The sequence below is a fragment of the Mycobacterium sp. E2238 genome, from assembly GCF_001672665.1.
GTDB lineage: Bacteria > Actinomycetota > Actinomycetes > Mycobacteriales > Mycobacteriaceae > Mycobacterium.
Genome location: NZ_LZKF01000072.1, coordinates 1 through 21,174, shown reverse-complemented (window position 1 = coordinate 21,174; position 21,174 = coordinate 1). Strand labels below are relative to the sequence as shown.

Here is a 21,174-nt window from a genome sequence, read left to right as displayed (position 1 = left end):
AGAGTTGGCACAGGCATCGGTCATGGGGGCGCTCTGCGCGGTGATCGCGATCATCGCCGGGGTGATTCCGTTCGCCCGATCGATCCGAACCTGCGCGCACCGACCCAGCGCGAGACCCAGCGCATGCGTGTCGTGCCGCCGCAACCGCCGGCGGTCGAGCCTCCGGCCCCGCCACCGCCCGCACAGCCCGCGCCCGCAGCCGAGGTACCGGAGCCGAGTGGCCCAGGCCTCATCGAGCGGATGATCACCTCGAAGCTGCGGGTCGCGCGCCCCTCCTTCCGAACCGCGGAGGCGAATGCCACCTATCGCCTGCCACTCAAAGCCGACGCGCGCACGGTGGGGGTGGTCGCATACCAGCTGAGCCTCGGCATCGAAGGGCGCGAGATCCTCTCCGACATTTCGTTCGCGGCACGCCCGGGCGTATTCACCGCAATCGTCGGGCCGTCCGCCGCACGCAACTCCGCGCTGCTCGGGCTGCTCGCCGGCACCAGGCAGCTCAGCTCCGGGCGGGTCACCGTCGACGGCCACGACGTGCTCGCCGAGCCGGAATCCATGCGCACCCGGATCGGCATCGTCTCGTCCGAGGACCGCCTGCATCGCCAGTTGACCGTCGCACAGGCGTTGCGATACGCCGCCGAAATCCGTCTGCCGCAAGATATCTCACGTGAGCAACGCGACCGCGTGGTCAGCCAGGTCCTCGAGGAGCTCGAGCTGACACCACATGCGGCAACCCGGATCGGCAAGCTGTCGCCCGAGGTGCGCCGGTGCGCCGCGCTGGCGGTCGAGCTCATCAGCCGGCCGACACTGCTCGTCGTCGACGAGCCGAGCGCCGGTCTGAATCCGGAGCAACAACGGCACGTGATGGCAATGCTGCGGCGCCAGGCCGACATCGGCTGCGTGGTCGTGGCGGCCGTGTCGTCGCAGACGTGGTCGACGGACCTCAACGTGTGCGACCAAGTGCTGGTTCTCACCTCAGCCGGGACGCCGGCCTTTCTGGGGCCGCCCCAGCAGATCGAGTCCGTGATGGCCACCACCGACTGGTCGAAGGTACTCGAGCGGGTGAGCGCCGACCCCGACGGAACCCACCGCGCCTTCCGCGACCGGCCCCCGGAGTCGGCGGTGACGACACCACCGGAGACCACCGCCCCGGCACCGCCCCCCGCCGAGCTCCCCGTGCCGCGGCAGATCCGGCTGTTGGCCCGCCGCGACGCCCGGCTGATTTTCGCCGACCGCGTCTACTTCGTGCTCTTGGCGATCTTGCCGTTCGTGCTGGCGGGCCTGACCCTGCTGATTCCGGGCGATTCGGGCCTCGCCCGACCCGGGCCGGGGAGTGCTCACCCGCACGAGGCCATCGAGATTCTGGCCGCGCTCAACTTCGCCGCGGTGATCATCGGCACCACGCTGACCATCCGGGCCGTGGTGCGTGAGCAGCGCATCTTCCGGCGCGAACAGGCTCTCGGGCTGTCGAGCGCGGCCTACCTGGCCGCCAAGATCCTGGTGTTCGGCCTGGCCGCGGCCATCCTGACCGCCGTCGTGTTCGCCCTCGTCGTCGCCGAGAGGGGCGGGCCCGCGCGGGGCGCCGTCCTGCTGCACAACGCCACGGTCGAGCTCTATGCCGGCGTGGCGGTGACGGCCATCGTGTCCGCCGTGGTCGGGCTTGCGTTGTCGACGCTCGGCACGTCGCTGCGTGAAGTGCTGCCGCTACTGCTGCCGGTGATCCTGGCGTCGGCGCTGTTCAACGGAAGCCTCGTTCAGCTGGTGAGCAAATGGGGCTTCCAACAGGTCTCCTGGTTCGTCCCGGCCCAATGGGGCTTTGCCGCGTCGGCGTCCACCGTTGACCTGCGCAGGGTCGACGCGCTGGCCGCCAACTCGCAGATGTGGACCCACTACAGCGGCTGGTGGGTGTTCGACATGACGATGCTGGTGCTCTTGGGCGTCGCGGCCGCGGGCTTCGCCCTCTACCGGCTGAGGCCGGTTCCCCACGCGGCTCCTAGACCGTCACATCGCGAACAACAGGAACTGAGTGACCTGTCTCGGTGAGAAATTGTTGTCGCTGACCAGCACCACCGACTGACGACCGTCGGGCAGCTTCGGCCCCAGCGTGATGCCCTCGACATTGTCGAGGGGCGACAGTCCCGGCGTGGCGGACAAGTCGACCGCCAGGGTCTTGCTCATCGGGGTCACCGCGACGTTCTGCATCGACGGGGTGGCCAAAACGTCCGTAGCCGCGCCGATCTCGGCCCGGTAGATCCGCACGGTCGGCGGCATGGCGGAGGATCGTTCGATCACCAGGAACGCGGTGTCCGACAGCGCGACCAGGTCGGAGAGGCCGTTGACATCGGCGGGCGGCGTGGGCGGCTCCATCGGATACGCGTATTGGGCGGTGGGCTCGCCGGAGGCGACGTCGAACTTGGTGACCCGGGTGAGCACGCGGTGGCCGTCGTCGCTGACGGGCCCGTCGTTGTATCCGGGATCCTCCATCGCGGCGAACAGCGTTTGGCCGTCGGGCGTCAGCGCCAATCCCTCCAGCGCCTTGTTCCGGCGCGGACCCGTGGCCTGCGCGGACATCGCCAAGTTGGCCGGCAGCGTGAACTGGCCCAGGTAGGCACCGTCGAGCGCGGCCGATCGAACCCATGGGTCGAGCAGCAACGGCCCCGAGGTGCGCCGCTCGCCTTCGGAGGACCAATACAGCCGCTGCCGCCCTGGATCGAAGGCGATGCCCTCGGGGTCGGGGGGAATGACGGGCGGCGTGGCGTCCGCCCTGAGCGGCGGGAACGGCTGGCCGGAGCGGTCCAGCAGCGGCCGGGTGCCGGTGAAGGTGACTTTGTCGATTCCCCTGTCCGACAACGACAATTGCACGGTGTAAAACCGGGCCGGATTCTTCTCCGAACGGTCGTCGCTGATGACGTAATACAGCTGCCGGCCCGCGTCATAGCTGAGTGCCGACAACCCGCCGATGACGGTGCCGTCGAAGGTCGCGTTGAACGGAATCTGTGACTGACCGAGGTAAGTGAGCATCGGCCGCGGCGTGGGCGCCGGAGCGGGCGGGTGCGCGGGCGCGCATCCCCCCAGCAGCAGGGCGAGGCACACGGACGCCACCCGTAGACGGCACATACCCGAGAACGTATCGCCGAGGGTGCACTCAGCGCGAGAATCGGGCCTCGACCTCGCACTGGAGGAATGCTCGGCCCGGTCATCAGGTCGTTATTCCCGCGGCGGGAACCGCAGGATACGGTCGGGTTATGGCGCCAGACACCGCAACCATTGCCGAGCAGCTGCGCAACGCCCTCGACGGGCGTTGGCGGGACACGAGAAACCAGCTGCGATCCACCATGAGCGAGGACCTCTTCCGGCCGCACTACACCCCGAACACGGTGATCGCGCGCACCAAGGTGGCCGAGCAGATGAGAATCATGGCCGCGTTCGGCGCCGCGGCCGACAACTTCCGTAAGGAACATGGCGGCACCGGCGACATCGGCGCGGCGATCACGATGATCGAGATGCTGGCGATGTCGGACCTGTCGTTGATGGTGAAGGCCGGCGTCCAGTGGGGCCTGTTCGGCGGCGCCGTGGAGAACCTGGGCACCGAGCGTCATCACGAGGCTTACGTGAAGAAGATCATCAGCCTCGAGTTGCGGGGCTGCTTCGCGATGACCGAGACCGGGCACGGCAGCGACGTCCAGTCGCTGGAGACCACTGCGACCTACGATCCCGAGACCGAAGAGTTCGTCATCGACTCCCCCACGCCGACGGCGCGCAAGGACTACATCGGCGGCGCGGCCGAAACCGCCACCATGGCAGCGGTATTCGCGCAACTGATCACGCACGAGGACGGCAAACCGCTCCACCACGGCGTGCACTGCCTGATGGTGCCGATCCGCGACGCCGACGGCAACGACTTGCCCGGGGTGACCACCTCGGACTGTGAATACAAGGGCGGCCTGCCCGGAGTCGACAACGGCCGCATCGTGTTCGACCACGTACGCGTCCCGCGGGTGAACCTGCTGAACAAATACGGCGACGTGGCGCCGGACGGCACCTACAGCTCGCCGATCGAGAATCCGAACCGCCGATTCTTCACCATGCTGGGCACGTTGGTCCGCGGGCGGATCACGGTGGGCGGCAGCGCGGGCGCCGCGGGTCGCGTCGCGCTGGACATCGCCACGCGATACGCGTTGCAACGCAAGCAATTCAGCGCGCCGGATGACGAGTCCGAGGTGCTGATCATGGACTACCTGGTGCATCAGCGCCGGCTGTTTCCGTTGATCGCGAAGTCATACGCGTTGCAGTTCGCCCAGAACGAGCTGGTCAGTAAATGCCACGACATCCAGACCGCGGACGCCGTCGACGCCGACGAGCAGCGTGAATTGGAGGCGCGCGCCGCCGGGCTGAAGGCGGCCAACACATGGCACGCGTCCCGGGCGATTCAGGAGGCGCGGGAGGCTTGCGGTGGCGCGGGCTACATGGCCGAGAACCGGTTGATCGCGCTGCGCGGCGACACCGACGTCTTCACCACATTCGAGGGCGACAACCACGTGCTGACGCAATTGGTGGCCAAGGAGCTGCTGACGGCTTACGCCGACGACATCCGCAGCATGAGCCCGGTCGAATGGGTGCGTTTCGCCGCCAACACCGTCGGGGAGCGCGTCGTCAAACGCACTGCGGCCGAGACGATTATCCAAACCATCGTTGATTCCCGGCAGGACAGCGAGGAAGAGGGCAGCCTCTTCAACCGCGGCACCCAGATCAAGATGTTCGAGGACCGCGAGGAATACCTGCTGGCGAGCGTTGCGCGTCGACTGCAGGCCAAATCCAAGGAGATGCCGGAATTCGACGCGTTCAACGCGGTGCAGGATCACGTGCTGCACGCCGCTTCCGCGCACATCGACCGGGTGGTGCTCGAAGCGTTCGTCGCCGGCATCGAGGCGTGTCCGCACGAGGAAACCCGCGAACTGCTCGGCATTCTTTGTGATCTCTACGCGCTGTCGGTGATCGAGGACGACAAGGCCTGGTACATCGAGCATCGATACCTGTCCACCGAACGGGCCAAAGCCGTCACCCGCGGCATCAACGATCGGTGCCGCGCGCTGCGCCCGCACGCGGAAACGCTCGTCGACGGCTTCGGGATTCCGGAGCAACTGCGCTACGCCGAGATGCTGCACCCGGAAAACTTGGCGGACCAGGTCACGAACTGACGGCTCGGTTGATCACGTTGTAACGCAACGTCATTGATTCGGGATCTTCCCGAGCGCCTTCAGCTTGCCGTCCGGGCCGATCTCGAACTTCACCGTGCCAACGCCGGTGGGACAGCAGGGCTGATCGTTGCCCTTCAGCCATTGGTACTGGACCGCGACGGCGTCATCCAAGGGTGGCAGAACCGTGATGTACGGCTTGGGATTTGGGGTCGGAGAACCCAGCGTGGTGTTGTGATCGAAGAACAGCAGCTGCTGGCCGGTGGATTCACTGGCGATCGTCGGGATGATCTGCACCCAGTACAAGCGGCACTTCTTGGCATGACCGCGAGCGATTTCCACCCACGTCGTACCGGGGACGGCGATGGGGACCGAGGCGATGGCCCGCTGCACCGTGGCGGGTGTCGGCCCGTCGGAATCCTTGCACTTGTCGGGTGACGCCGGCGGCGAACCGGCTTGCTTCGACCCGCAACCGGAGACCAGCAGGATCAGCAGGATCACAATCAGCCGACGCACTCGGTGAGCTTAGCGAAGGCTGTGAATGTCCCATCTGTTTGGTCGGAGACCCTGTTCTGACAGGTAATCCGCCCGGCCCCGCCGGTAGCCTTGAGCGCAGTCGGCGGGTCGACGATGACCCATCCTGAACTGGGGGTATGCGGCTTTTCCACGACATCACGCGGGCGCTTTGGCCGGTGAGAGGAAGCCGTAAAGCGGGGGAAACTCCGGATATCCGGTGCCGAAACATCCTCGTCGCACCATTCAACGTAAGCCCGTTGCGCTCAAAGGAGGAAGTGCGTGACCAGGGAGTCCATGGCGTCACACCGCGATGCCGTGAACACCATGTGCGCATACTGCGGCGTCGGCTGCGGAATGGTGCTGCAGGTCACAACCGATCCCGAGAGCGGTCGTCGTCACATCACGAAGTCTGTTGGAAACAAAGAACATCCAGCCAACTTCGGCCGGTTGTGCACCAAGGGTGCCACCACTTCCGACCTGCTTGCTGCGCCCGGGCGGATGGAGTCCGCGCACGTCCGCACCGACCGCGGTGAGCCCGCCGAGCCCGTCGATATGGACCGGGCAATCGCCCAGTGCGCGAACCGGTTACGGGCGATCATCGACACCCACGGCCCGGATTCCTTCGCGATGTACGTGTCGGGTCAGATGTCCATCGAGGCGCAGTATTTGGCGAACAAGCTCACCAAGGGCTTCATCGGCACCAACCAGATCGAGTCGAACTCGCGGCTGTGCATGGCCAGCGCGGGTTCCGGCTACAAGCTCTCCCTGGGCGCCGACGGACCACCCGGCTCATATCAAGACTTCGAGCACGCCGACGTCTTCTTCGTCATCGGCGCCAACATGGCTGACTGTCACCCCATCTTGTTCTTGCGGATGATGGACCGCGTCAAGGCCGGCGCAAAACTCATCGTCGTCGATCCGCGCCGCACCGCGACCGCCGACAAGGCCGACCTGTTCCTGCAGATCTCCCCCGGCTCCGATCTCGCACTGCTCAACGGGTTGCTGCAGCAGATCGTTGAAAACGGGCACACCGATTCCGACTTCATCGCCGAGTTCACCGAGGGCTGGGAGGTGATGCCCAGCTTCCTGGAGCAGTACACCCCCGACAAGGTGAGCGAAATCACCGGCATTCCCGACGAACACATCCGCGCTGCGGCCCGGATGATCGGCGAGGCAGAGAATTTCGTGAGCTGCTGGACCATGGGGCTCAACCAGAGCACCCACGGCACCTGGAACACCAACGCCCTCTGCAACCTTCACCTGGCCACCGGCGCGATCTGCAAACCCGGCAGCGGACCCTTCTCGCTCACCGGACAGCCCAACGCGATGGGCGGCCGCGAAATGGGTTACATGGGGCCGGGGTTGCCGGGTCAGCGCTCGGTGTTATCCGCGGAGGACCGCGCCTTCACCGAAGACCAGTGGGGCATCCCTCGCGGGACGCTCCGCACCGAGGTCGGCACCGGCACAATCGACATGTTCTCCCGGATGGCCGGCGGTGAAATCAAAGCGTGCTGGATCGTGTGCACCAATCCCGTTGCCTCCGTTGCCAATCGGAGGACCGTGCTGGCCGGCCTGGAGCGGGCCGACTTGGTTATCACCCAGGACGCCTTCCTCGAAACGGAGACCAACGAATACGCCGATGTGCTGCTGCCGGCGGCCCTGTGGTCCGAGGCCGAGGGCGTGATGGTCAATTCCGAGCGCAACATGACGCTGTTTCAGCCGGCCGTCACCGCGCCGGGTGACGCGATGCCCGACTGGCAGATCATCGCCCGGATCGCCTGCGAGATGGGTTTTTCGGACGCTTTCAGCTATGGCTCCGCCGAAGAGGTCTTCGAAGAGATCAAACGGTTCTCGAACCCGAAAACCGGCTACGACCTGCGGGGCGTCAGCTACGAACGGCTGCGTCAGGGCCCGCTGCAATGGCCATGCGCACCCGAAAGCACGGCCGACCGCAACCCCATTCGTTACCTCAACGACGGTGTCAGCCAGGCCAGGCTGGTCCGCGAGGACGGCAGCGCTCCCCGGCTGGCCTTCCCCACCGCGAACGGTCGTGCGGTGTTCTTCGCCCGCCCGCACCTGCCGCCCGAGGAAATGCCGGACGACGACTACCCGTTTCTGCTGAACACCGGTCGCCTGCCGCACCAGTGGCACACGATGACCAAAACCGGCAAGGTCGCCAAGCTCAACAAGCTCAACCCGGGGCCGTTCGTGGAAATTCACCCGGACGACGCCGCACGGCTGCAGATCGTCGACGGCGACGCGATCGAAATCGCTTCCCGCCGCGGCCGCGCCGTCCTGCCCGCCGCGATCAGCGACCGGGTGCGCCCCGGCAACTGCTTCGCCCCGTTCCACTGGAACGACGTGTTCGGCGAATACCTGGCGATCAACGCAGTCACCAACGACGCGGTGGACCCGATCTCGAACCAGCCGGAATTCAAGGCGTGCGCCGTCACGTTGGCGAAAGTCTCTGCGGCCGCCGCGGATCCGAGCGCCGAAACACCAGAACCCGCGCCGGTGGAGGTACCGGAAATCAGCGCTTCACACGTCGACGCCCTCGCCGACTTGCTCGGCGTCGCAACCAAACCCGCGCCGGAATTCGACGAGCTGGGCCGCTCCTACCTTGCCGGGATGTTGACCGCACTGCGGTCGGATGCGGGCCGGCGCACCGCCGGGGTGCCGACCCTGCCGCAAAGCGCTCCCTTCGATCCCGGAACCCGGCTTTGGGTGGATGGACTGCTCGCGGGCCTGTTCTCACGCGAAGAGGCCCCGCGGCCGGCGACGGTGGCCAACGAACCGAGGCTCCGGCCACCCGGAGCCAAGCCCGCCAAACGGGCCCCCGTGGTGGTGCTGTGGGCATCGCAAACTGGGAACGCCGAAGAGCTCGCCGCCGACATCGCCGCCCGGCTGGGCAATGCCGACGTGCCGGTCTCGTTGCGTGCGATGGACGACTTCCCGGTGGCTGAACTGGCGACCACTCGGGAGCTGCTACTGGTCACCAGCACCACCGGTGACGGTGAACCGCCGGACAACGGGGCCGGATTCTGGCGCGCGTTGACAGCCGACGGCGCAACGAAATTCACCGACACCCGCTATGCCGTGCTCGCACTCGGTGACTCCAACTACGACGACTTCTGCGGCCATGGCCGCAAACTCGACGAGCGTCTGGCCGAATTGGGGGCGACCCGCATCGTCGACCGGGTGGACTGCGAACCGGACTACGACGACGCCGCGGGCAAGTGGCTGAGCGGTGTCATCCGGGCGCTGTCGCGCACGCCCGCGCCCGTGGGCCGGGATGGCGGTACGGGGGCCACCGCCGCGGCTGCCGCGCCGGTTCGACCGGCCAACGGGACCGGGGCGGTCGGCTACACCAAGAAACACCCGCTGATCACGGACATGGTCCGCAACACCGTGTTGAGTCGGCCGACATCGACCAAAGACGTGCGGCATCTGGTTTTCAGCCTGCCGGAGGAAGCCGTGAGCTACGAGGCCGGTGACGCGCTCGGGGTCTGGCCCCGCAACAGCGACCGATTGGTCGACGAGTGGCTGGCCGTCACCGGACTGGACGGGCAGACGCCCGTCGAGGTCGGCGAACACGGTCTGATGTCGTTGCGCTCCGCGCTCACCGAGCGCATCGAGATCGCCCACATCAGCCGGGACCTGGTGCGGTTCGTGCAGGAGCGCACCGGCGACGCGACACTCGCGGAGCTGCTGAAGCCGGAAAACAAGCGCGCACTGTCGGATTGGTCGTGGGGGCGCCAGTCGATCGACCTGCTGGCACAGCACCCGGTATGGGCGTCGGCCCACGAGTGGCTGAGGGTGCTCAAACGCCTACAGCCGCGCCTGTACTCGATCTCGTCGAGTCCCAAAGAGTGCCCCGGGGAAGTTCACCTGACGGTCTCGCCGGTGCGCTACAACTTTCAGGGCGTCCCGCGTCGCGGGGTATGCTCGACCTACCTGGCCGACCGCTCACCCGGTGATCGGGTGGCCGTCTACCTGCAGCCATCGAGCAACTTCCGTCCACCCCGCGAGTCAGATACGCCGATGATCATGATCGGTCCCGGAACCGGAATCGCGCCCTTCCGCGGTTTCCTGCAGGAGCGTCGCGCGCTCGGGCACACCGGACCCAACTGGCTGTTCTTCGGCGAGCAGCACGCCGCCACCGATTACTACTACCGCGACGAACTCGAGCAGATGCGTGACGACGGTTTCCTCACCGAACTGGACCTCGCGTTCTCTCGGGACCAGCAGCAGAAGGTCTACGTGCAGCATCTGATGCGCAACCGTGGATCCGAGTTGTGGCGCTGGCTGCAAGACGGCGCCCAGCTGTACGTCTGCGGTACGGCAGACCCCATGGCCAAGGACGTCGACCGCGCGCTCTGCGAGATCGCGGCCGAACACGGCGGCCTCGACGCCGACGGGGCAAAGGAGTACGTCCAGTCGCTGAGCGCCGACAAGCGCTACCACCGCGACGTCTACTGAGCCTCCCGCCTCGCCCCACTCGTAATACGACGGAAACGTCGCGCGCCTGTCGCTGAAACAAGCTCGCTGCAACATTCAGTCATTGGTTGCGTCGAGGAGGGACGTAGGCGTGGCTCTGGACTTTGACGGGCCCCTCGAAGACAGCGTGCGGGTCTGCCCATTGCAGTGCCGGCTGCGGAGCGCCGCGGACGATGATCGGGTCGATTGGGCCGGCCTGCCGATCAACTTGGACTTGGCATTCTCGCCGCAGCAGCGCGACAAGGTCTACACGCAGCACCTGATGCTCAAGCGCGGCACGCAACTTCGGCGAAGGCTGCAGGACCGGGGTCAGTGGTGCGCCTGCGAAGAAATCGCCAAGGACGGCCGCGCCACCTCGGAGGGGTCCGACTCCCTCTCCAGCCGTTAGCGCCGCCCGGCCGCCCCCAAGCCGTCCCATATTCGGCCCAAAGGAATCACCGGGGTTTCAATCGGCGCGGACATCCGCTTCCCCGGTAGTTTGCCGAAGCCAGTGGCCGCGGGCGTCGTCTCGCGGGCCGTTGAGCGGCGCTTACTCCGCCCTGAGCGACACCTGCGCCATGGCCGCGGCGCTGTCCAAACTGCCCTATAACCGCGGCACGACCTCGGACGTGGAGACGGCGCTGTCGCGACTCGACGGCTAGGCCTGCGGGCCCGGGAGAACCTCGATGGAAATCGCCTGAATCGCGTTGCCGCCGTACCCGAACCGGTTCCAGTCCGGTTGCTCCGGCTGCGTGTTGCCCGCCTCGTCGGTAGCCCGCGCACGTACGGTCTGGGTCCCAACAACGTCGCATCGGGTGAACAGCTCCCACCATTGCCAGCTGTGCCGGCGGCGTTCACCGACCAGTCGGGCGGCCTGCCACGGGCCGCCGCCGATACAAACGTCCACGCGATCTATCGGCGCCGCGCCCGACCAGGCGACGCCTCGCACGACGATTGTCCCGGCGGTCACCGTGGCGCCATCGGCGGGCTGGGCGATCAGCGCGCGGACACGCTGCAGGCGGACCGGCTCACGGACGACGCCGTCGCCACCGTCCCATTCGTAGTGGTACCGCTTCGTTTGGAAGAAGGCCTCGAAAACATGGTCAACGACTTCAATCTCGGTGAGCCACTTGACCGACGCGACGGAATACCAGCCCGGCACTATCAGCCGGACGGGGCGACCGTGCTGCAGTGGTAGCGGCTCGCCGTTCATCGCATAGGCGACGATCGCACCCGAGTCGCAAGCATCCCGTACCGACAAGGCGCGCTCGAATCGCACCGGCGCCGTCGCGCCGTCGACCAAACCCGCATCGGCGCCACGGAACACGACATCGTGGGCCTGCGCCGCCAGGCCCGCCCGATCAAGAATCTCGACGAGCGGAACACCCGTCCATTCGGCGGTGCTCGCCGCCCCGAACCGCCACTGTTCGCCGTCGACGGGTGGATCGAACTGTGCGCGACCGTTGCCCGCGCATTCCAGCGTGGCGACTATCGACTGTTTCGGCATGTTGTGCAAATCGCCCAAGCGCAGCCGTAACGTCCGCTCGACCGTTCCGCCGACCGTCAGCTCATATTGGTCCGGATCTACCACCGGCGTGCTGAAGTGGTTGCGGACGTAGAAGTGGTCGGAGGGCATCACGACGCCACCGATCAGCTCGGGAAGCGATGTCTCGCAATTGAGCGGATCCTCGCGGTGGACGACAAGTGCGGGCCCGCCACCATGGGTAACGACCGGTAATCCGGCGGCCGCCCACGCGCACATACCGCCGGCCAGGTTCACCGCGTCGAAGCCCGAACGGCGAAGCGAAACCGTCACCGCCTCGGATCGTCCACCCGAGCGGCACACCACAACGATGCGGCGGTCCCGAGGCAGTTCATGTTCTCGAGTGCGCACGCGCTCGGCCGGCAACAACATCGCGGTCGGCGCGTGCTCGGTACACCATTCGCCGGGCTCACGCACGTCAAGCAGCAGCGCGCCCGCGTCGAGAAGTGCCTTGGCCGCCCGGGGACCGACTTGTGGTGTGTCGACGACGATCTCGTTGCCGACAGATACCGGGAATCCGGCGCCTTGCCAGGCGGCGAATCCCCCAACCAAGTCCGAAACGTCGTCGAAGCCCGAGGCTCGCAGCAGGCTCGCCGCGGCGATCGAGTGATCGCCGCTGCCGCAGTAAACGACCACCGGGGCCGCCGGATTGAGGGCGGAAAGCGAATCAGTCAGCGTCGACAATGGAATCCCCCGCGCGCCCGGGATGATGCCCCGCGCCATCTCATCCTGGCTGCGCACGTCGATCACCTGCAGCTGCGGGTCCAGGCCGCGCAATTCCGCCAGTTGGCCGATGGTCAACCGCGGCGCGCTTTCGACCAGGTCCATACTCGGCGGCGTCGGGCTCAATGGGCACCTTCTTTCAGCGTTGTCATCGGTTGCGTGGGGCCGGTTGGCCGTACATCGCCACCACGACGGTCCGGTCCATACTGTTCTCCGACCACACCCCCATGGAGCTGTTGGCGCAGTCGCGAATGATCGCCATGTCGTCGGGGTTGTAATACCACTGGTTGACCAGCTCCAGGCTGCTGATGGCGATGGCCGGGTTGATCGCGATCGTCTCGGCCGCCTTGCCGCGGAAACCGGCGGCATTGGCCCGGTCCTGCGGTGTCGATCCGTCAGATCCGATGTCATCGTTGATGTTTCGGTTATTCATCATGTCGTCGGCGTGCCATTGGGCGGCCAGCGTGAGCGCGTTGTCCCGGATGACGTCGTTGGTGCAGCCCGCCTGATGTTGCAAGGTGTAGACGGCGGACACGACGGCGCTGTTGAGCCGCTTGTTGTCGGCGTGCGCCGAGGGGGCGGCCAGCATCACCGGCGCCGCGGCCAGCACGGCCGCGGGCATCACGCGTACCCACCCGATCATGGTTACTGCCCTCACACCGGATCGAAATGCGAGACCAGCCACCGGCCGTTGACCTTGTCCAGCGTCACCCGGACCACGGGCTGGGTATCGGTGGGAGCGCCCTCGCCGACGGTGACGGTTTGGTTGACGAATAGCAGGACCACGGCGTGACGGGATGTCACTGAAACCGGCGCTGCCGCAGCGACTTTGGCGGCCGCGGTGATGTGCTTCTCTTTTGCCCCCGGAATCACCACCTGGCGGGTCAGCTCCGTGTAGGCGTCCTTGAAATCACCGGTCAGCCGCTCGCGCGCGGCCCCCAGGTCTTTGTCCACCGAATCCGCCTTGTACGACAACAGGGCGACGGCGTCGTCGCCGGCGACTTTCACCACTTCGGTGCGGGCTCGCGCCACGTCGTCGGCCGAGGCCGCCACCCACTTGAAGTAGCCCGCCGTCAGCGTGAGCAGCAGCGCCAGTCCGGGCAGCACCCCGTACGCAAGGACGCGCGACCACGGGATCGGCCGCCGTTCCCGCGTGCGGGTGTCGGGCTGGTCGTCGGACGTCTCGTCGATATCGACGGCGCCCTCGGGCGTGGCCTCGTCGTCGGCCTCGACGAATTCCTCGTCCTGTATGGCCCTTTCGTTGAGAGTCGTCATGGCACGAACACCACGTTCGAGACCTTGGCGTCCTGGCCGACCGAGCGGACCTCTATTCGCATCCGCCATTCGCGGGGCGCCTCCTCGCCGCCGGCGGTGCGCGACTTCACCGCGACCGCCACCAGCACCTGCGCCGAGTCGCCGCGCTGCGATTCCAGGCCCGCGTCGGTGACCGTGCCCTCCGATTTCGACTGCGCCGCCTTGACGACTTCGATGAACGGCTTGGACCGCTGCTCGAAGTCGTCACGGAACGCCCCCGTGGCCAGATCGAGGATGCGTTGCACGTCTGAGTCGACCTCCGTGTAGTTGATGGTGGTGAGGTTCACCGCGCCCTGACGAGCAACCTGCACGAACAGATCACGCTGGGCTTGGGCCTCATGCTTCTGGTAGGCCTGGTAACCCAGCCAACCGGTCAGTCCCGCCAGGGCCGCCACGACGACGCCGCCCGCCACCAACGCCCGCCCGGTTCGCGAAAGTCGCGGACCGGCCCGGTGCCGCAGGCGGGCGAGCCGGCTCTTCAAACCGGCTGTGCTCTCGGTGGTCTCGTCGGTCTCCGCCGCGGTTTCGGCATCATCGACATCGTGGGCGCCGACCGCTGTCGCCTCGCCGAGTTCGTCGGCGGCATCAGCGGTTTCGGGCTGTTTCGTTCCTTCGGTCATCCTGCTCCTTTGCTTACGCCGGCGGCACCAAGAGTGACTGCCAGTTCTTGGCACGGGGGTGCGCCAGGTCGAACTCGGTATAGCGGTGCCCATCGGGGCCGATGTAGTCGCCGTTGGCCGGGTCATAGGTCGCGACTGCGAACGGCGGCGGCGCGGGCGCCGGTGGCGCGGTCCCCCGCGGCGGTGGAAGCCGCGGATCTTGTCCCGGCGGATACATCGGAACGCCCTGCCCGCTATAGGTGGCGTTCGGGTCGCCCTTCCAGTTGTAGCCGTCGTTGAGCGGCACGTATTCTTCGTCGCTTTCGCACAGTTCGACCGTGGGCGCGCGCTTCCACGGCTTGCTCTCGCACGGAATGTTCCGCACCCCACGGACATTGAACTCCGAGTCTTGCGGAACACGGCAGAACAGATCCGCGGCCGGGCGGTCCGGTGCGTCCACGTTGGCCGGCGACCGGCGCTGAGTCGGCGGCAGATACCCCGTCGTGCATGGCGGTGGCAGGTTGATGTTGAGGTTGAAGTCCAGCTGGGCGCCCCGGTACTCCTGCTTGGTGTTCGAGCTGGGCACGACGATTGCGGCCATGGCCGCGATGCCCTGGGGGAACAGCACCAGAAGCTGCTCGATGTCATGGCGATACACGACGGCGATGTCGCCCAGGCTGACCAGGTTTGCGAACAGCACGGGCAGCGCGGGCGTGACCCGGTCGAGCAGCGCGCGACTTTCCTCCACTCCGTTGGTGCCCTGCGTCAACAGGTCCCGCAGCGCGGCGTCCTGCGCCTTGAACTGGGCCGTGATGGCGGCGGTGCGATTCGCCCACCTGGCAATGGAATCCGAGGTCTGGATCTGGGAGTTGAGCACCGGAGGCGTCTGGTCGATCAACGCGGCGAGCGGGCCGACGGTCTGCCCTCCGGCAATGGCCAGGGCGGTCGATCCGTCGACGATTCGGGACAACTCGGGTCCGAGACCACCGACCGCACGGTCCGTCTCGTCGACCACGGTGCGAAGGTTGTCGCGCGGAATCGCCTGCAGCGCACGGTTGGTCACGTCGAGCAGATGACCGATGTCGACGGGTACGTCAACTCGGCCGGCGGGAATGACATCCCCGGCTCGCAGCGCGCGGCCGTGCTCGCCGTCCTTGCCGGGCTTGGGGGTGAGCTCGATGTATTGCTCGCCGATCGCCGAGCGGCTGTGCACCGATGCCTGGACGTCGGCGGGCACCTTGACGCCGGATCTGATGGCGAGCACCGCGCGGACGCCGGTGGCGGTCACATCGACCGACTTGACCTGACCGACATCGGTGCCGCGATAGGTGACAACCGAGGTCTGGTAGAGCCCGCCCGACTGGGGCAGGTCGACGGTGACGACGTATTCGCCGATCCCGAAGAGCGTTTCCGGCAGCTTCATGTAGTTGAATGCCATTGCCCCACAGGACACGACCGTCACCAGCGAGAGGATCGACAGTTGTATCCACGTTCTTCGGTTCAGACGCAGCATTCAGTAGCCCCCGAAATGATATGGATAGGTCAGCGGGTTGCCCGCGGTGGCCGGACTGGGCTGCATCCCGATCGTGCGTCCCCACTGCAGTTCGAGCTGGGTGAGGTTGCCTTCCCACCGTGAGCCGGTGAAGAACCCGGTGTCCAGGCGGCTCAGCGTCAGGTCGACAATCAGGGTGAGGTTGGCGTAGTCACCACGGAACCAATTCCGCGCGGTCGACGCCGGCCACGGGTAGGCCACCAAGCCGTCCAGTCCCTTGGTCAAGGACGGTCCCGCGTCGGCGAGCGATCGCAGCACCGGCGCGATACTGCGCAGGTTGTTGACCAGAGATTCCTTGCTCTGGCGCACGGTATCGGCCGCGATGGCGCTGAACTTGCCGAGTTGATCGATCGCGTCGGCGATCTTGGTGCGCTCGTCGGCCAACACCCTCAGCGCTTTGGGCACGGTGATCAACGCCTTGTCGACTGTTGCGTCCTTATCGGCGAACTGGCCGACCAGCGAGTTGAGATTCTCGGCCGCGGCAATGATGTCGTCGGTCTGGTCGTTGGTCCGGGCGATGAACTCGTCCAGTTGCTTCAGCAGGCTGCGCATGTCGTTTTCGCGCCCGGCGAATGCCTTGGCGATCGACTGCGTGATCTCCTGCAGCTGCCCGATGCCGCCGCCGTTCAGCAGGATCGAGACGGAGGCAAGCGTCTGCTCGGTGGTCGGATACATGCTCGCGTGCGCTAACGGGATGACCGACCCGTTCTTCAGCTGGCCGACGGGCGGTTCGTCTTTGGGTGGCGCGAGCTCGATGTGCATCGAGCCGAGCAAGCTGGTCTGGCCCAGCTTGGCCGTCGAATTGGCCGGCAGATGCACATCCCCGTTGATGCGCATGGTGACCAGTGCGTGCCAGTCCTGCAGCTGAATCTTGGTCACGTTGCCGACGTTGACATCGTCGACCCGAACCCGCGTGTTCTCCTGAATGGTCACGACATCGGGCATCTGGGCCTGGACGGTGTAGGAGCCCGGCCCGTTCCCGGAGGTGCCGGGCAAGGTGAACGAGTTCAGCCCCTTCCACCCACAGGCGGGAAGGACGGCGACGCAGACAAGGCAGAGCAACGTCCCCATCGCGCGCCTCATGAGGCACCCGCCGGAAGCATCAGATCCCGCAACACCTGGGTCGAGTTGACCGTGCCGTTCGGTGGTGGTGGCGGCGCGGGTGCCTCACCCGGCGGCGGTTCGGTGGACGCCGGAGGTGGGGGTGCGTCGGGCGGCGGCGGGGTTGCGTCGGGCGGCGGTGCCGGAGGGGTGTACCCGGGCCGGAGCCAGTCCTCGCTGTAGGTGATCTCGCCCGGCCGGGCCTGAGTCCCGACAAAGGGGTTGAGCCCGGCGGGAATGTAGTTGTAGAGCCGGTTTTTGATGATCGGGTTGATGTACTGCAGGCACAGCTTCGACACCCGGTCCAAGCGGGCCCGCGATGCGGCCTCGATGGAACTGCAGATCCATTGCGGGATGTCGGCGAAGTTGTTCAGCGCGATGATGCCGGTCATCGCGCTTTGCGCCGGCTGGTAGATGTTGAGGAAGTTCTGGAACACCGTCGGGGCGATGTGCAGGATTTGTTTGATGTCCATGCGACTGTCGTTCAACGCGGTCGTGACGGAAGCCAGCCGGTCGAACGTGACACCCATCGCTTCCCGGTTCTCGGAGAGGAAATCGCGCAGATCGGTGAGTGCCCCGTCGAGACCCTTGACGGCAGTGGCGACTTCGTTGGGCGTGTTGGTGAGCAGTGTGGTCACGCTGGCCAAGTTCTGGTTGAACGAGGCCAGCAGATCACTGCTGGAAGACAGCGCCGACACCAACAGCTGCAGATTGCGCACCGTGCTGAAGATGTCGTCGGCGTGATCGCCGAGCGCCGAGATCGCCGCGGAGAGCTTAATCACGGTGTCGCGGGCGGTGTCACCTTGGCCGCGCACGTTGTCGGCGGTCGAGTTGATGAACTCACCGATCGAATTCACCCCGTCCGCGGAGGTCGGCTGCAGCGCCTCGGTCAGCTTTTCCAGCTGCTTGCGGAAGTCATCCCATTCGACGGGGACCGCTGTGCGACCGAGCGGTATCGAGGCGCCGGGGCTCAGCTTCGGGCCGCCCGAGTACGCGGGAACGAGTTGAACCGCCCGGGGCGTCACCAGGGACGGCGACAGGATCGCGGCGCGGGCGTCGGCCGGGATGGCGTACTGCTTGTCGACGGAAAACGTCACCTTGGAGCTATTGGGTTGCGGCTCGATCTTGTCGATAACGCCGACCGAGACGCCGAGGATCCGCACATCGTCGCCGACGAAGAGGCCGTTCGCCTCGGTGAAATATGCCGTGTAGGTGTTCTTTTCGACGTCCTTCCACAGCTTCGAGCCGACCAGGAACGAAGCCACGGCGAGGGTGCCGACCAGGCTGATCGCGGTCAGTCGTTGCAGCGTGCGCCGGCTCATCACTGTCCCCCCGTGCCGGCGTTCGCGGGCTCGGGCGGTGGGCCCGGCGCCGGCCCCGGCGAGGGGGGCTGAGACCAAATCGGGTGCGGCGCCTGCTCCGGCGGCACGGGCGGCGTTCCGGTGGGCGGGTCCACCGACTCAGAAGGCAGCTTCTGCTCGGGGTCCAAGAACCGGTTGTACATGCGCGCATCGATCGTCGGCCCGCTGAGCTGCCCCGGTATCAGGTTGGCCACGTAGGCCTTGAAAAACGGTCCAGAGCCTAGGCATTCGCCGAACGACATCGCGTAGCGCTTGAATTTGGGCAGGCTCGCCTGGATGTCCTGCTTGCGGTTGTCGAGGACCTCGAGCACGCCGTTGAGCTTGTCGAGGGCCGGCTTGAGCTGCGTCCTGTTGTCGTTGACCAGCCCCGAAACCTGATGTGACACCGCGGTGAGATTGTTCATCAGCGCGTCGATGGAATCGCGTTCGTCCAGCAGCGCCGCGAGCAGCGCATTGGAGTCCGCCACCAGAGCGGCGATTTGTTGGCTGCGACGGCCCAGCACCGTCGAGACCTTGTTCGCGTTCCCCAGCAGGTTGCGCAGCTGCGTGTCGCGGTTGTTCAGTGTCTCGGAGAACCGGGCCACACCTTCCAACGCGGGCCTGACCTCCGAGGGTGTTTGCCTGAAGGTGTCCGCCAAAGTGGTTAGAGCAGAGGATAACTGCGCGGTGTCCAGCCCGCTGATCTGTGTGGTCAGGTCTCCGAGCGCATCGGGGAGGTCGTACGGCGAGTGGGTCCTATTCAGGGGAATGGTGCCCGAGAGCTTTCCCTCGCCGCGGGAGGTGAGCTCGAGCATCTTGGCGCCGAGGATGGTTTCGGTCTTGATCGCGGCTTCGGTGCGGTCGCCCAGCGTGATGAATTTGCGGACGGTGAAGCCGACCCGGACCTTGGTCCCCTCCAATTTGATGTCGGTGACCCTGCCGACCCCCATCCCGGAAACTCGCACCGAGTTACCCGTTCGAATGCCGCCGGCCTCGGAGAAGTATGCCGCGTAGTCGTTGGTGTTCTTGATGAATGGGAGCTTCTCGTAGTTGAAGGCCGCAACGGTCACACAGGCCAACATGAAGACACCCATCGCGCCGATCTTCCATGGGCTTTGCCGGACGCCGGCTTTGATTTTGGACTGGTTCATTGCGGCGTGCACCGTCCGCTCGGCTGCCCGACCAGCTTGATGAAGATCGGGTTGCCGCCCTTTCCGTTGACCTTCATCAGGACCTCGCAAAAGTAAAAGCCGAAGTAATCACCGTTGAGGCCTTGTCTTGCCAGGACCTGGTAGATATCGGGCAGTTGCTTGAGGAGGTTATCGACGTAGTCACGATCCGAAAGCACCTGCGCTGACATGCGATCCGTCTCGTGCACGACGTCCTTGATCGGCTGGCGGGCCTGGACAAGGAGATCGGCGACCGAACCGGCCGCCGCGTTGATGTAGGCGAGCCCCGTGGAGATGTCGTCTTTGCGCCGCGCCAAGCCATCCACAAACTCCGACAGCTTGTCGAGGCCGTCAGAGAACTCGCGATCGCGGGTGGCAAAGGTGTGCAACACGGTGTTCAGGTTTGTGATCAGCTCGCTGATCAGTTCACTGCGCCCGGCCAACGTCGAGGTCAGCATCGAGGTCTGGGCCAGCACCGAGGCGAGGATTCCGCCTTGTCCCTGGAAGATTCGGAGCAATTGACCGGACAACGCGTTGACCTGGTCGGGGTCCAGCGCCCGGAACAGCGGCCGGAACCCACCGATCAGCGCATCGATGTCCAATGCGGGCGACGTCCGGGCCAACGGAATCGTTGCGCCCGCCGGTAGCCGCTGCGGGAAGCCGGGCCCCTCCTCGAGCGCGAGGTATCGGTCACCGATCAAGTTCTCATAGCGCACAAGGGCTTTGGTGCCCTCGGTGAGGCGCACACCTTTGTCCACCGAGAAACCGATCACGACGGTGCCGTCGCGCTGCAAGTGCAGGTCTCCGACCTTGCCGACCTCCACCCCCGCGATGCGCACGAAGTTGCCGGACTTCAGCCCGGAGATGTTCGTGAAAACGGCCTGGTAGCCGGTGCGGTCCTCGAAGCGAAATTGACCGAACACGGTGATCAGGGTGAACGTGAAGACCGCGCACACCGCCGTGAAAGCGGCGATGCGCACGATGATGGCGGACATCTTTCGTCTTTTCACGGCGGCGGTTGTCCCCCACGGTAGAAGTAGCGCGGCGCTTCCGGCGGGTTCTTCGTGGTCGGGAACCAGTTCGCCCACCACGGATTGCCGACGGCCATGTTGGTGCGGATCTCGTTCGGAGCCGCACCCCACCCGGTGTCGGTAACCAGCGCACGCACCGGGAAGTTGGCACTCGGGTCGGGCAGCGACCCACAGCTGGGCTTGCCCCCGGGGCCGCCGGTGGCGTTCGTCTTCGGAAGGTGTTTCGGGTAGCGGTAGGGGTCGTCACCGAACAACAGCCCGGCGTCCAAGATCACCGAGTAACCGTTGCCGCCCAGTGCGTCTCGACCGCCGTGGTCGACGTACCATTGCGCGCCCTGGAACAGGCAGGTGAACGTCGGCGAGTACTTGTTCAGCAGCGCCGTGGTCGGATCGAGCAGGTTGATGGACCGCACGATGTTGGATTCGTTCCTGCCGATGACGTTGATGCCGGTCTGGCTCAAGCCGACCGCCGACAACAACAGCGTGTCGACCGACCGCTGGTTCTCGGTCAGCGTGTTGCTGGTCGTAGTCGCCGAGTCGAGGATGGACACCATCGATAAGGACTGGAGGCTGTTCGGCAAGACGACGGCGGTCTATTCCGATGCGGCCCAGAACATT

General features: G+C 66.0%; 16 protein-coding genes and 1 pseudogene. 5 read left to right on the top strand and 12 right to left on the bottom strand.

The features are described 5' to 3' along the window. Window positions 1–123 precede the first annotated feature (123 nt). Complete coding sequence (locus A5711_RS05950; RefSeq protein ID WP_231987424.1) at window positions 124–2,040, top strand: ATP-binding cassette domain-containing protein; 1,917 nt, start codon at window positions 124–126, stop codon at window positions 2,038–2,040. Here A5711_RS05950 and A5711_RS05945 read toward each other — a convergent pair. Beyond that, window positions 1,999–3,114, bottom strand: a complete 1,116-nt coding sequence (locus A5711_RS05945) for an esterase-like activity of phytase family protein (RefSeq protein ID WP_067944707.1) — start codon at window positions 3,112–3,114, stop codon at window positions 1,999–2,001. The two genes, A5711_RS05950 and A5711_RS05945, sit on opposite strands and share 42 nt — an antisense overlap. A gap of 128 nt (window positions 3,115–3,242) precedes the next feature. Between A5711_RS05945 and A5711_RS05940 the strand changes: the two genes are divergently transcribed. Beyond that, entirely contained in the window at window positions 3,243–5,195 is a 1,953-nt protein-coding gene (locus A5711_RS05940; protein WP_067944706.1) for an acyl-CoA dehydrogenase, read from the top strand. 30 nt (window positions 5,196–5,225) lie between these two features. On the opposite strand, the gene A5711_RS05935 is transcribed toward A5711_RS05940, so the two are convergent. After that, entirely contained in the window at window positions 5,226–5,693 is a 468-nt protein-coding gene (locus A5711_RS05935) for an LppP/LprE family lipoprotein (protein WP_067944712.1), read from the bottom strand. 309 nt (window positions 5,694–6,002) lie between these two features. Here A5711_RS05935 and A5711_RS05930 point away from each other — a divergent pair, with 309 nt between their 5' ends. From A5711_RS05930 to A5711_RS27890, 3 genes are all read left to right on the top strand, one after another. Continuing rightward, on the top strand, window positions 6,003–10,187 hold the full coding sequence (locus tag A5711_RS05930; RefSeq protein WP_067944705.1) for a bifunctional nitrate reductase/sulfite reductase flavoprotein subunit alpha: 4,185 nt from the start codon (window positions 6,003–6,005) through the stop codon (window positions 10,185–10,187). Between the two features lie 145 nt (window positions 10,188–10,332). Continuing rightward, window positions 10,333–10,593, top strand: a complete 261-nt coding sequence (locus A5711_RS05925) for a hypothetical protein (protein WP_067944711.1) — start codon at window positions 10,333–10,335, stop codon at window positions 10,591–10,593. Between the two features lie 130 nt (window positions 10,594–10,723). Further along, window positions 10,724–10,846 carry a hypothetical protein gene (locus tag A5711_RS27890; protein ID WP_255398169.1) on the top strand — a complete coding sequence of 41 codons (123 nt, stop codon included), beginning with the start codon at window positions 10,724–10,726 and terminating at the stop codon, window positions 10,844–10,846. Here A5711_RS27890 and A5711_RS26055 read toward each other — a convergent pair. The 10 genes and pseudogenes from A5711_RS26055 to A5711_RS05875 form a co-directional block, all read right to left on the bottom strand. Beyond that, window positions 10,843–12,555 carry a molybdopterin-dependent oxidoreductase gene (locus A5711_RS26055; RefSeq protein WP_082975659.1) on the bottom strand — a complete coding sequence of 571 codons (1,713 nt, stop codon included), beginning with the start codon at window positions 12,553–12,555 and terminating at the stop codon, window positions 10,843–10,845. The genes A5711_RS27890 and A5711_RS26055 overlap by 4 nt on opposite strands. A gap of 43 nt (window positions 12,556–12,598) precedes the next feature. Then, the gene (locus A5711_RS05915) at window positions 12,599–13,072 is read right to left on the bottom strand and encodes a CAP domain-containing protein (RefSeq protein WP_067944709.1); all 474 of its coding nucleotides are present in this window, start codon (window positions 13,070–13,072) and stop codon (window positions 12,599–12,601) included. A 32-nt stretch (window positions 13,073–13,104) separates the two neighbouring features. Further along, entirely contained in the window at window positions 13,105–13,725 is a 621-nt protein-coding gene (locus A5711_RS05910; protein ID WP_156744799.1) for a hypothetical protein, read from the bottom strand. Then, window positions 13,722–14,384: an Mce protein gene (locus tag A5711_RS05905; protein WP_067944704.1), complete on the bottom strand. Its 663-nt coding sequence runs from the start codon at window positions 14,382–14,384 to the stop codon at window positions 13,722–13,724. The genes A5711_RS05910 and A5711_RS05905 overlap by 4 nt, the downstream gene beginning before the upstream one ends. A gap of 13 nt (window positions 14,385–14,397) precedes the next feature. Next, entirely contained in the window at window positions 14,398–15,876 is a 1,479-nt protein-coding gene (locus tag A5711_RS05900) for an MCE family protein (protein WP_067944703.1), read from the bottom strand. Then, on the bottom strand, window positions 15,877–16,986 hold the full coding sequence (locus tag A5711_RS05895; RefSeq protein WP_369806134.1) for a virulence factor Mce family protein: 1,110 nt from the start codon (window positions 16,984–16,986) through the stop codon (window positions 15,877–15,879). Window positions 16,987–16,994: 8 nt separating this feature from the next. Beyond that, on the bottom strand, window positions 16,995–18,338 hold the full coding sequence (locus A5711_RS05890) for an MCE family protein (protein WP_067944701.1): 1,344 nt from the start codon (window positions 18,336–18,338) through the stop codon (window positions 16,995–16,997). Then, entirely contained in the window at window positions 18,338–19,507 is a 1,170-nt protein-coding gene (locus tag A5711_RS05885) for an MCE family protein (RefSeq protein WP_067944700.1), read from the bottom strand. The genes A5711_RS05890 and A5711_RS05885 overlap by 1 nt, the downstream gene beginning before the upstream one ends. After that, window positions 19,504–20,520: an MCE family protein gene (locus A5711_RS05880; protein WP_067944699.1), complete on the bottom strand. Its 1,017-nt coding sequence runs from the start codon at window positions 20,518–20,520 to the stop codon at window positions 19,504–19,506. The genes A5711_RS05885 and A5711_RS05880 overlap by 4 nt, the downstream gene beginning before the upstream one ends. A gap of 11 nt (window positions 20,521–20,531) precedes the next feature. Continuing rightward, window positions 20,532–21,110 (bottom strand): annotated as a pseudogene (locus tag A5711_RS05875) (MCE family protein); the annotation flags it as partial. Window positions 21,111–21,174: the final 64 nt, after the last annotated feature.

Excerpts from the sequence above, each read along its gene's own strand:
- A5711_RS05910 (WP_156744799.1), bottom strand. The coding sequence starts at position 13,725 with ATGACGACTCTCAACGAAAGGGCCATACAGGACGAGGAATTCGTCGAG.
- A5711_RS05895 (WP_369806134.1), bottom strand. The coding sequence starts at position 16,986 with ATGGGGACGTTGCTCTGCCTTGTCTGCGTCGCCGTCCTTCCCGCCTGT.
- A5711_RS05900 (WP_067944703.1), bottom strand. The coding sequence starts at position 15,876 with ATGCTGCGTCTGAACCGAAGAACGTGGATACAACTGTCGATCCTCTCG.
- A5711_RS05930 (WP_067944705.1), top strand. The coding sequence starts at position 6,003 with ATGGCGTCACACCGCGATGCCGTGAACACCATGTGCGCATACTGCGGC.
- A5711_RS05945 (WP_067944707.1), bottom strand. The coding sequence starts at position 3,114 with ATGTGCCGTCTACGGGTGGCGTCCGTGTGCCTCGCCCTGCTGCTGGGG.
- A5711_RS26055 (WP_082975659.1), bottom strand. The coding sequence starts at position 12,555 with ATGGACCTGGTCGAAAGCGCGCCGCGGTTGACCATCGGCCAACTGGCG.
- A5711_RS05915 (WP_067944709.1), bottom strand. The coding sequence starts at position 13,072 with ATGCCCGCGGCCGTGCTGGCCGCGGCGCCGGTGATGCTGGCCGCCCCC.
- A5711_RS05905 (WP_067944704.1), bottom strand. The coding sequence starts at position 14,384 with ATGACCGAAGGAACGAAACAGCCCGAAACCGCTGATGCCGCCGACGAA.
- A5711_RS05940 (WP_067944706.1), top strand. The coding sequence starts at position 3,243 with ATGGCGCCAGACACCGCAACCATTGCCGAGCAGCTGCGCAACGCCCTC.
- A5711_RS05890 (WP_067944701.1), bottom strand. The coding sequence starts at position 18,338 with ATGAGCCGGCGCACGCTGCAACGACTGACCGCGATCAGCCTGGTCGGC.
- A5711_RS05885 (WP_067944700.1), bottom strand. The coding sequence starts at position 19,507 with ATGAACCAGTCCAAAATCAAAGCCGGCGTCCGGCAAAGCCCATGGAAG.
- A5711_RS05950 (WP_231987424.1), top strand. The coding sequence starts at position 124 with ATGCGTGTCGTGCCGCCGCAACCGCCGGCGGTCGAGCCTCCGGCCCCG.
- A5711_RS05880 (WP_067944699.1), bottom strand. The coding sequence starts at position 20,520 with ATGTCCGCCATCATCGTGCGCATCGCCGCTTTCACGGCGGTGTGCGCG.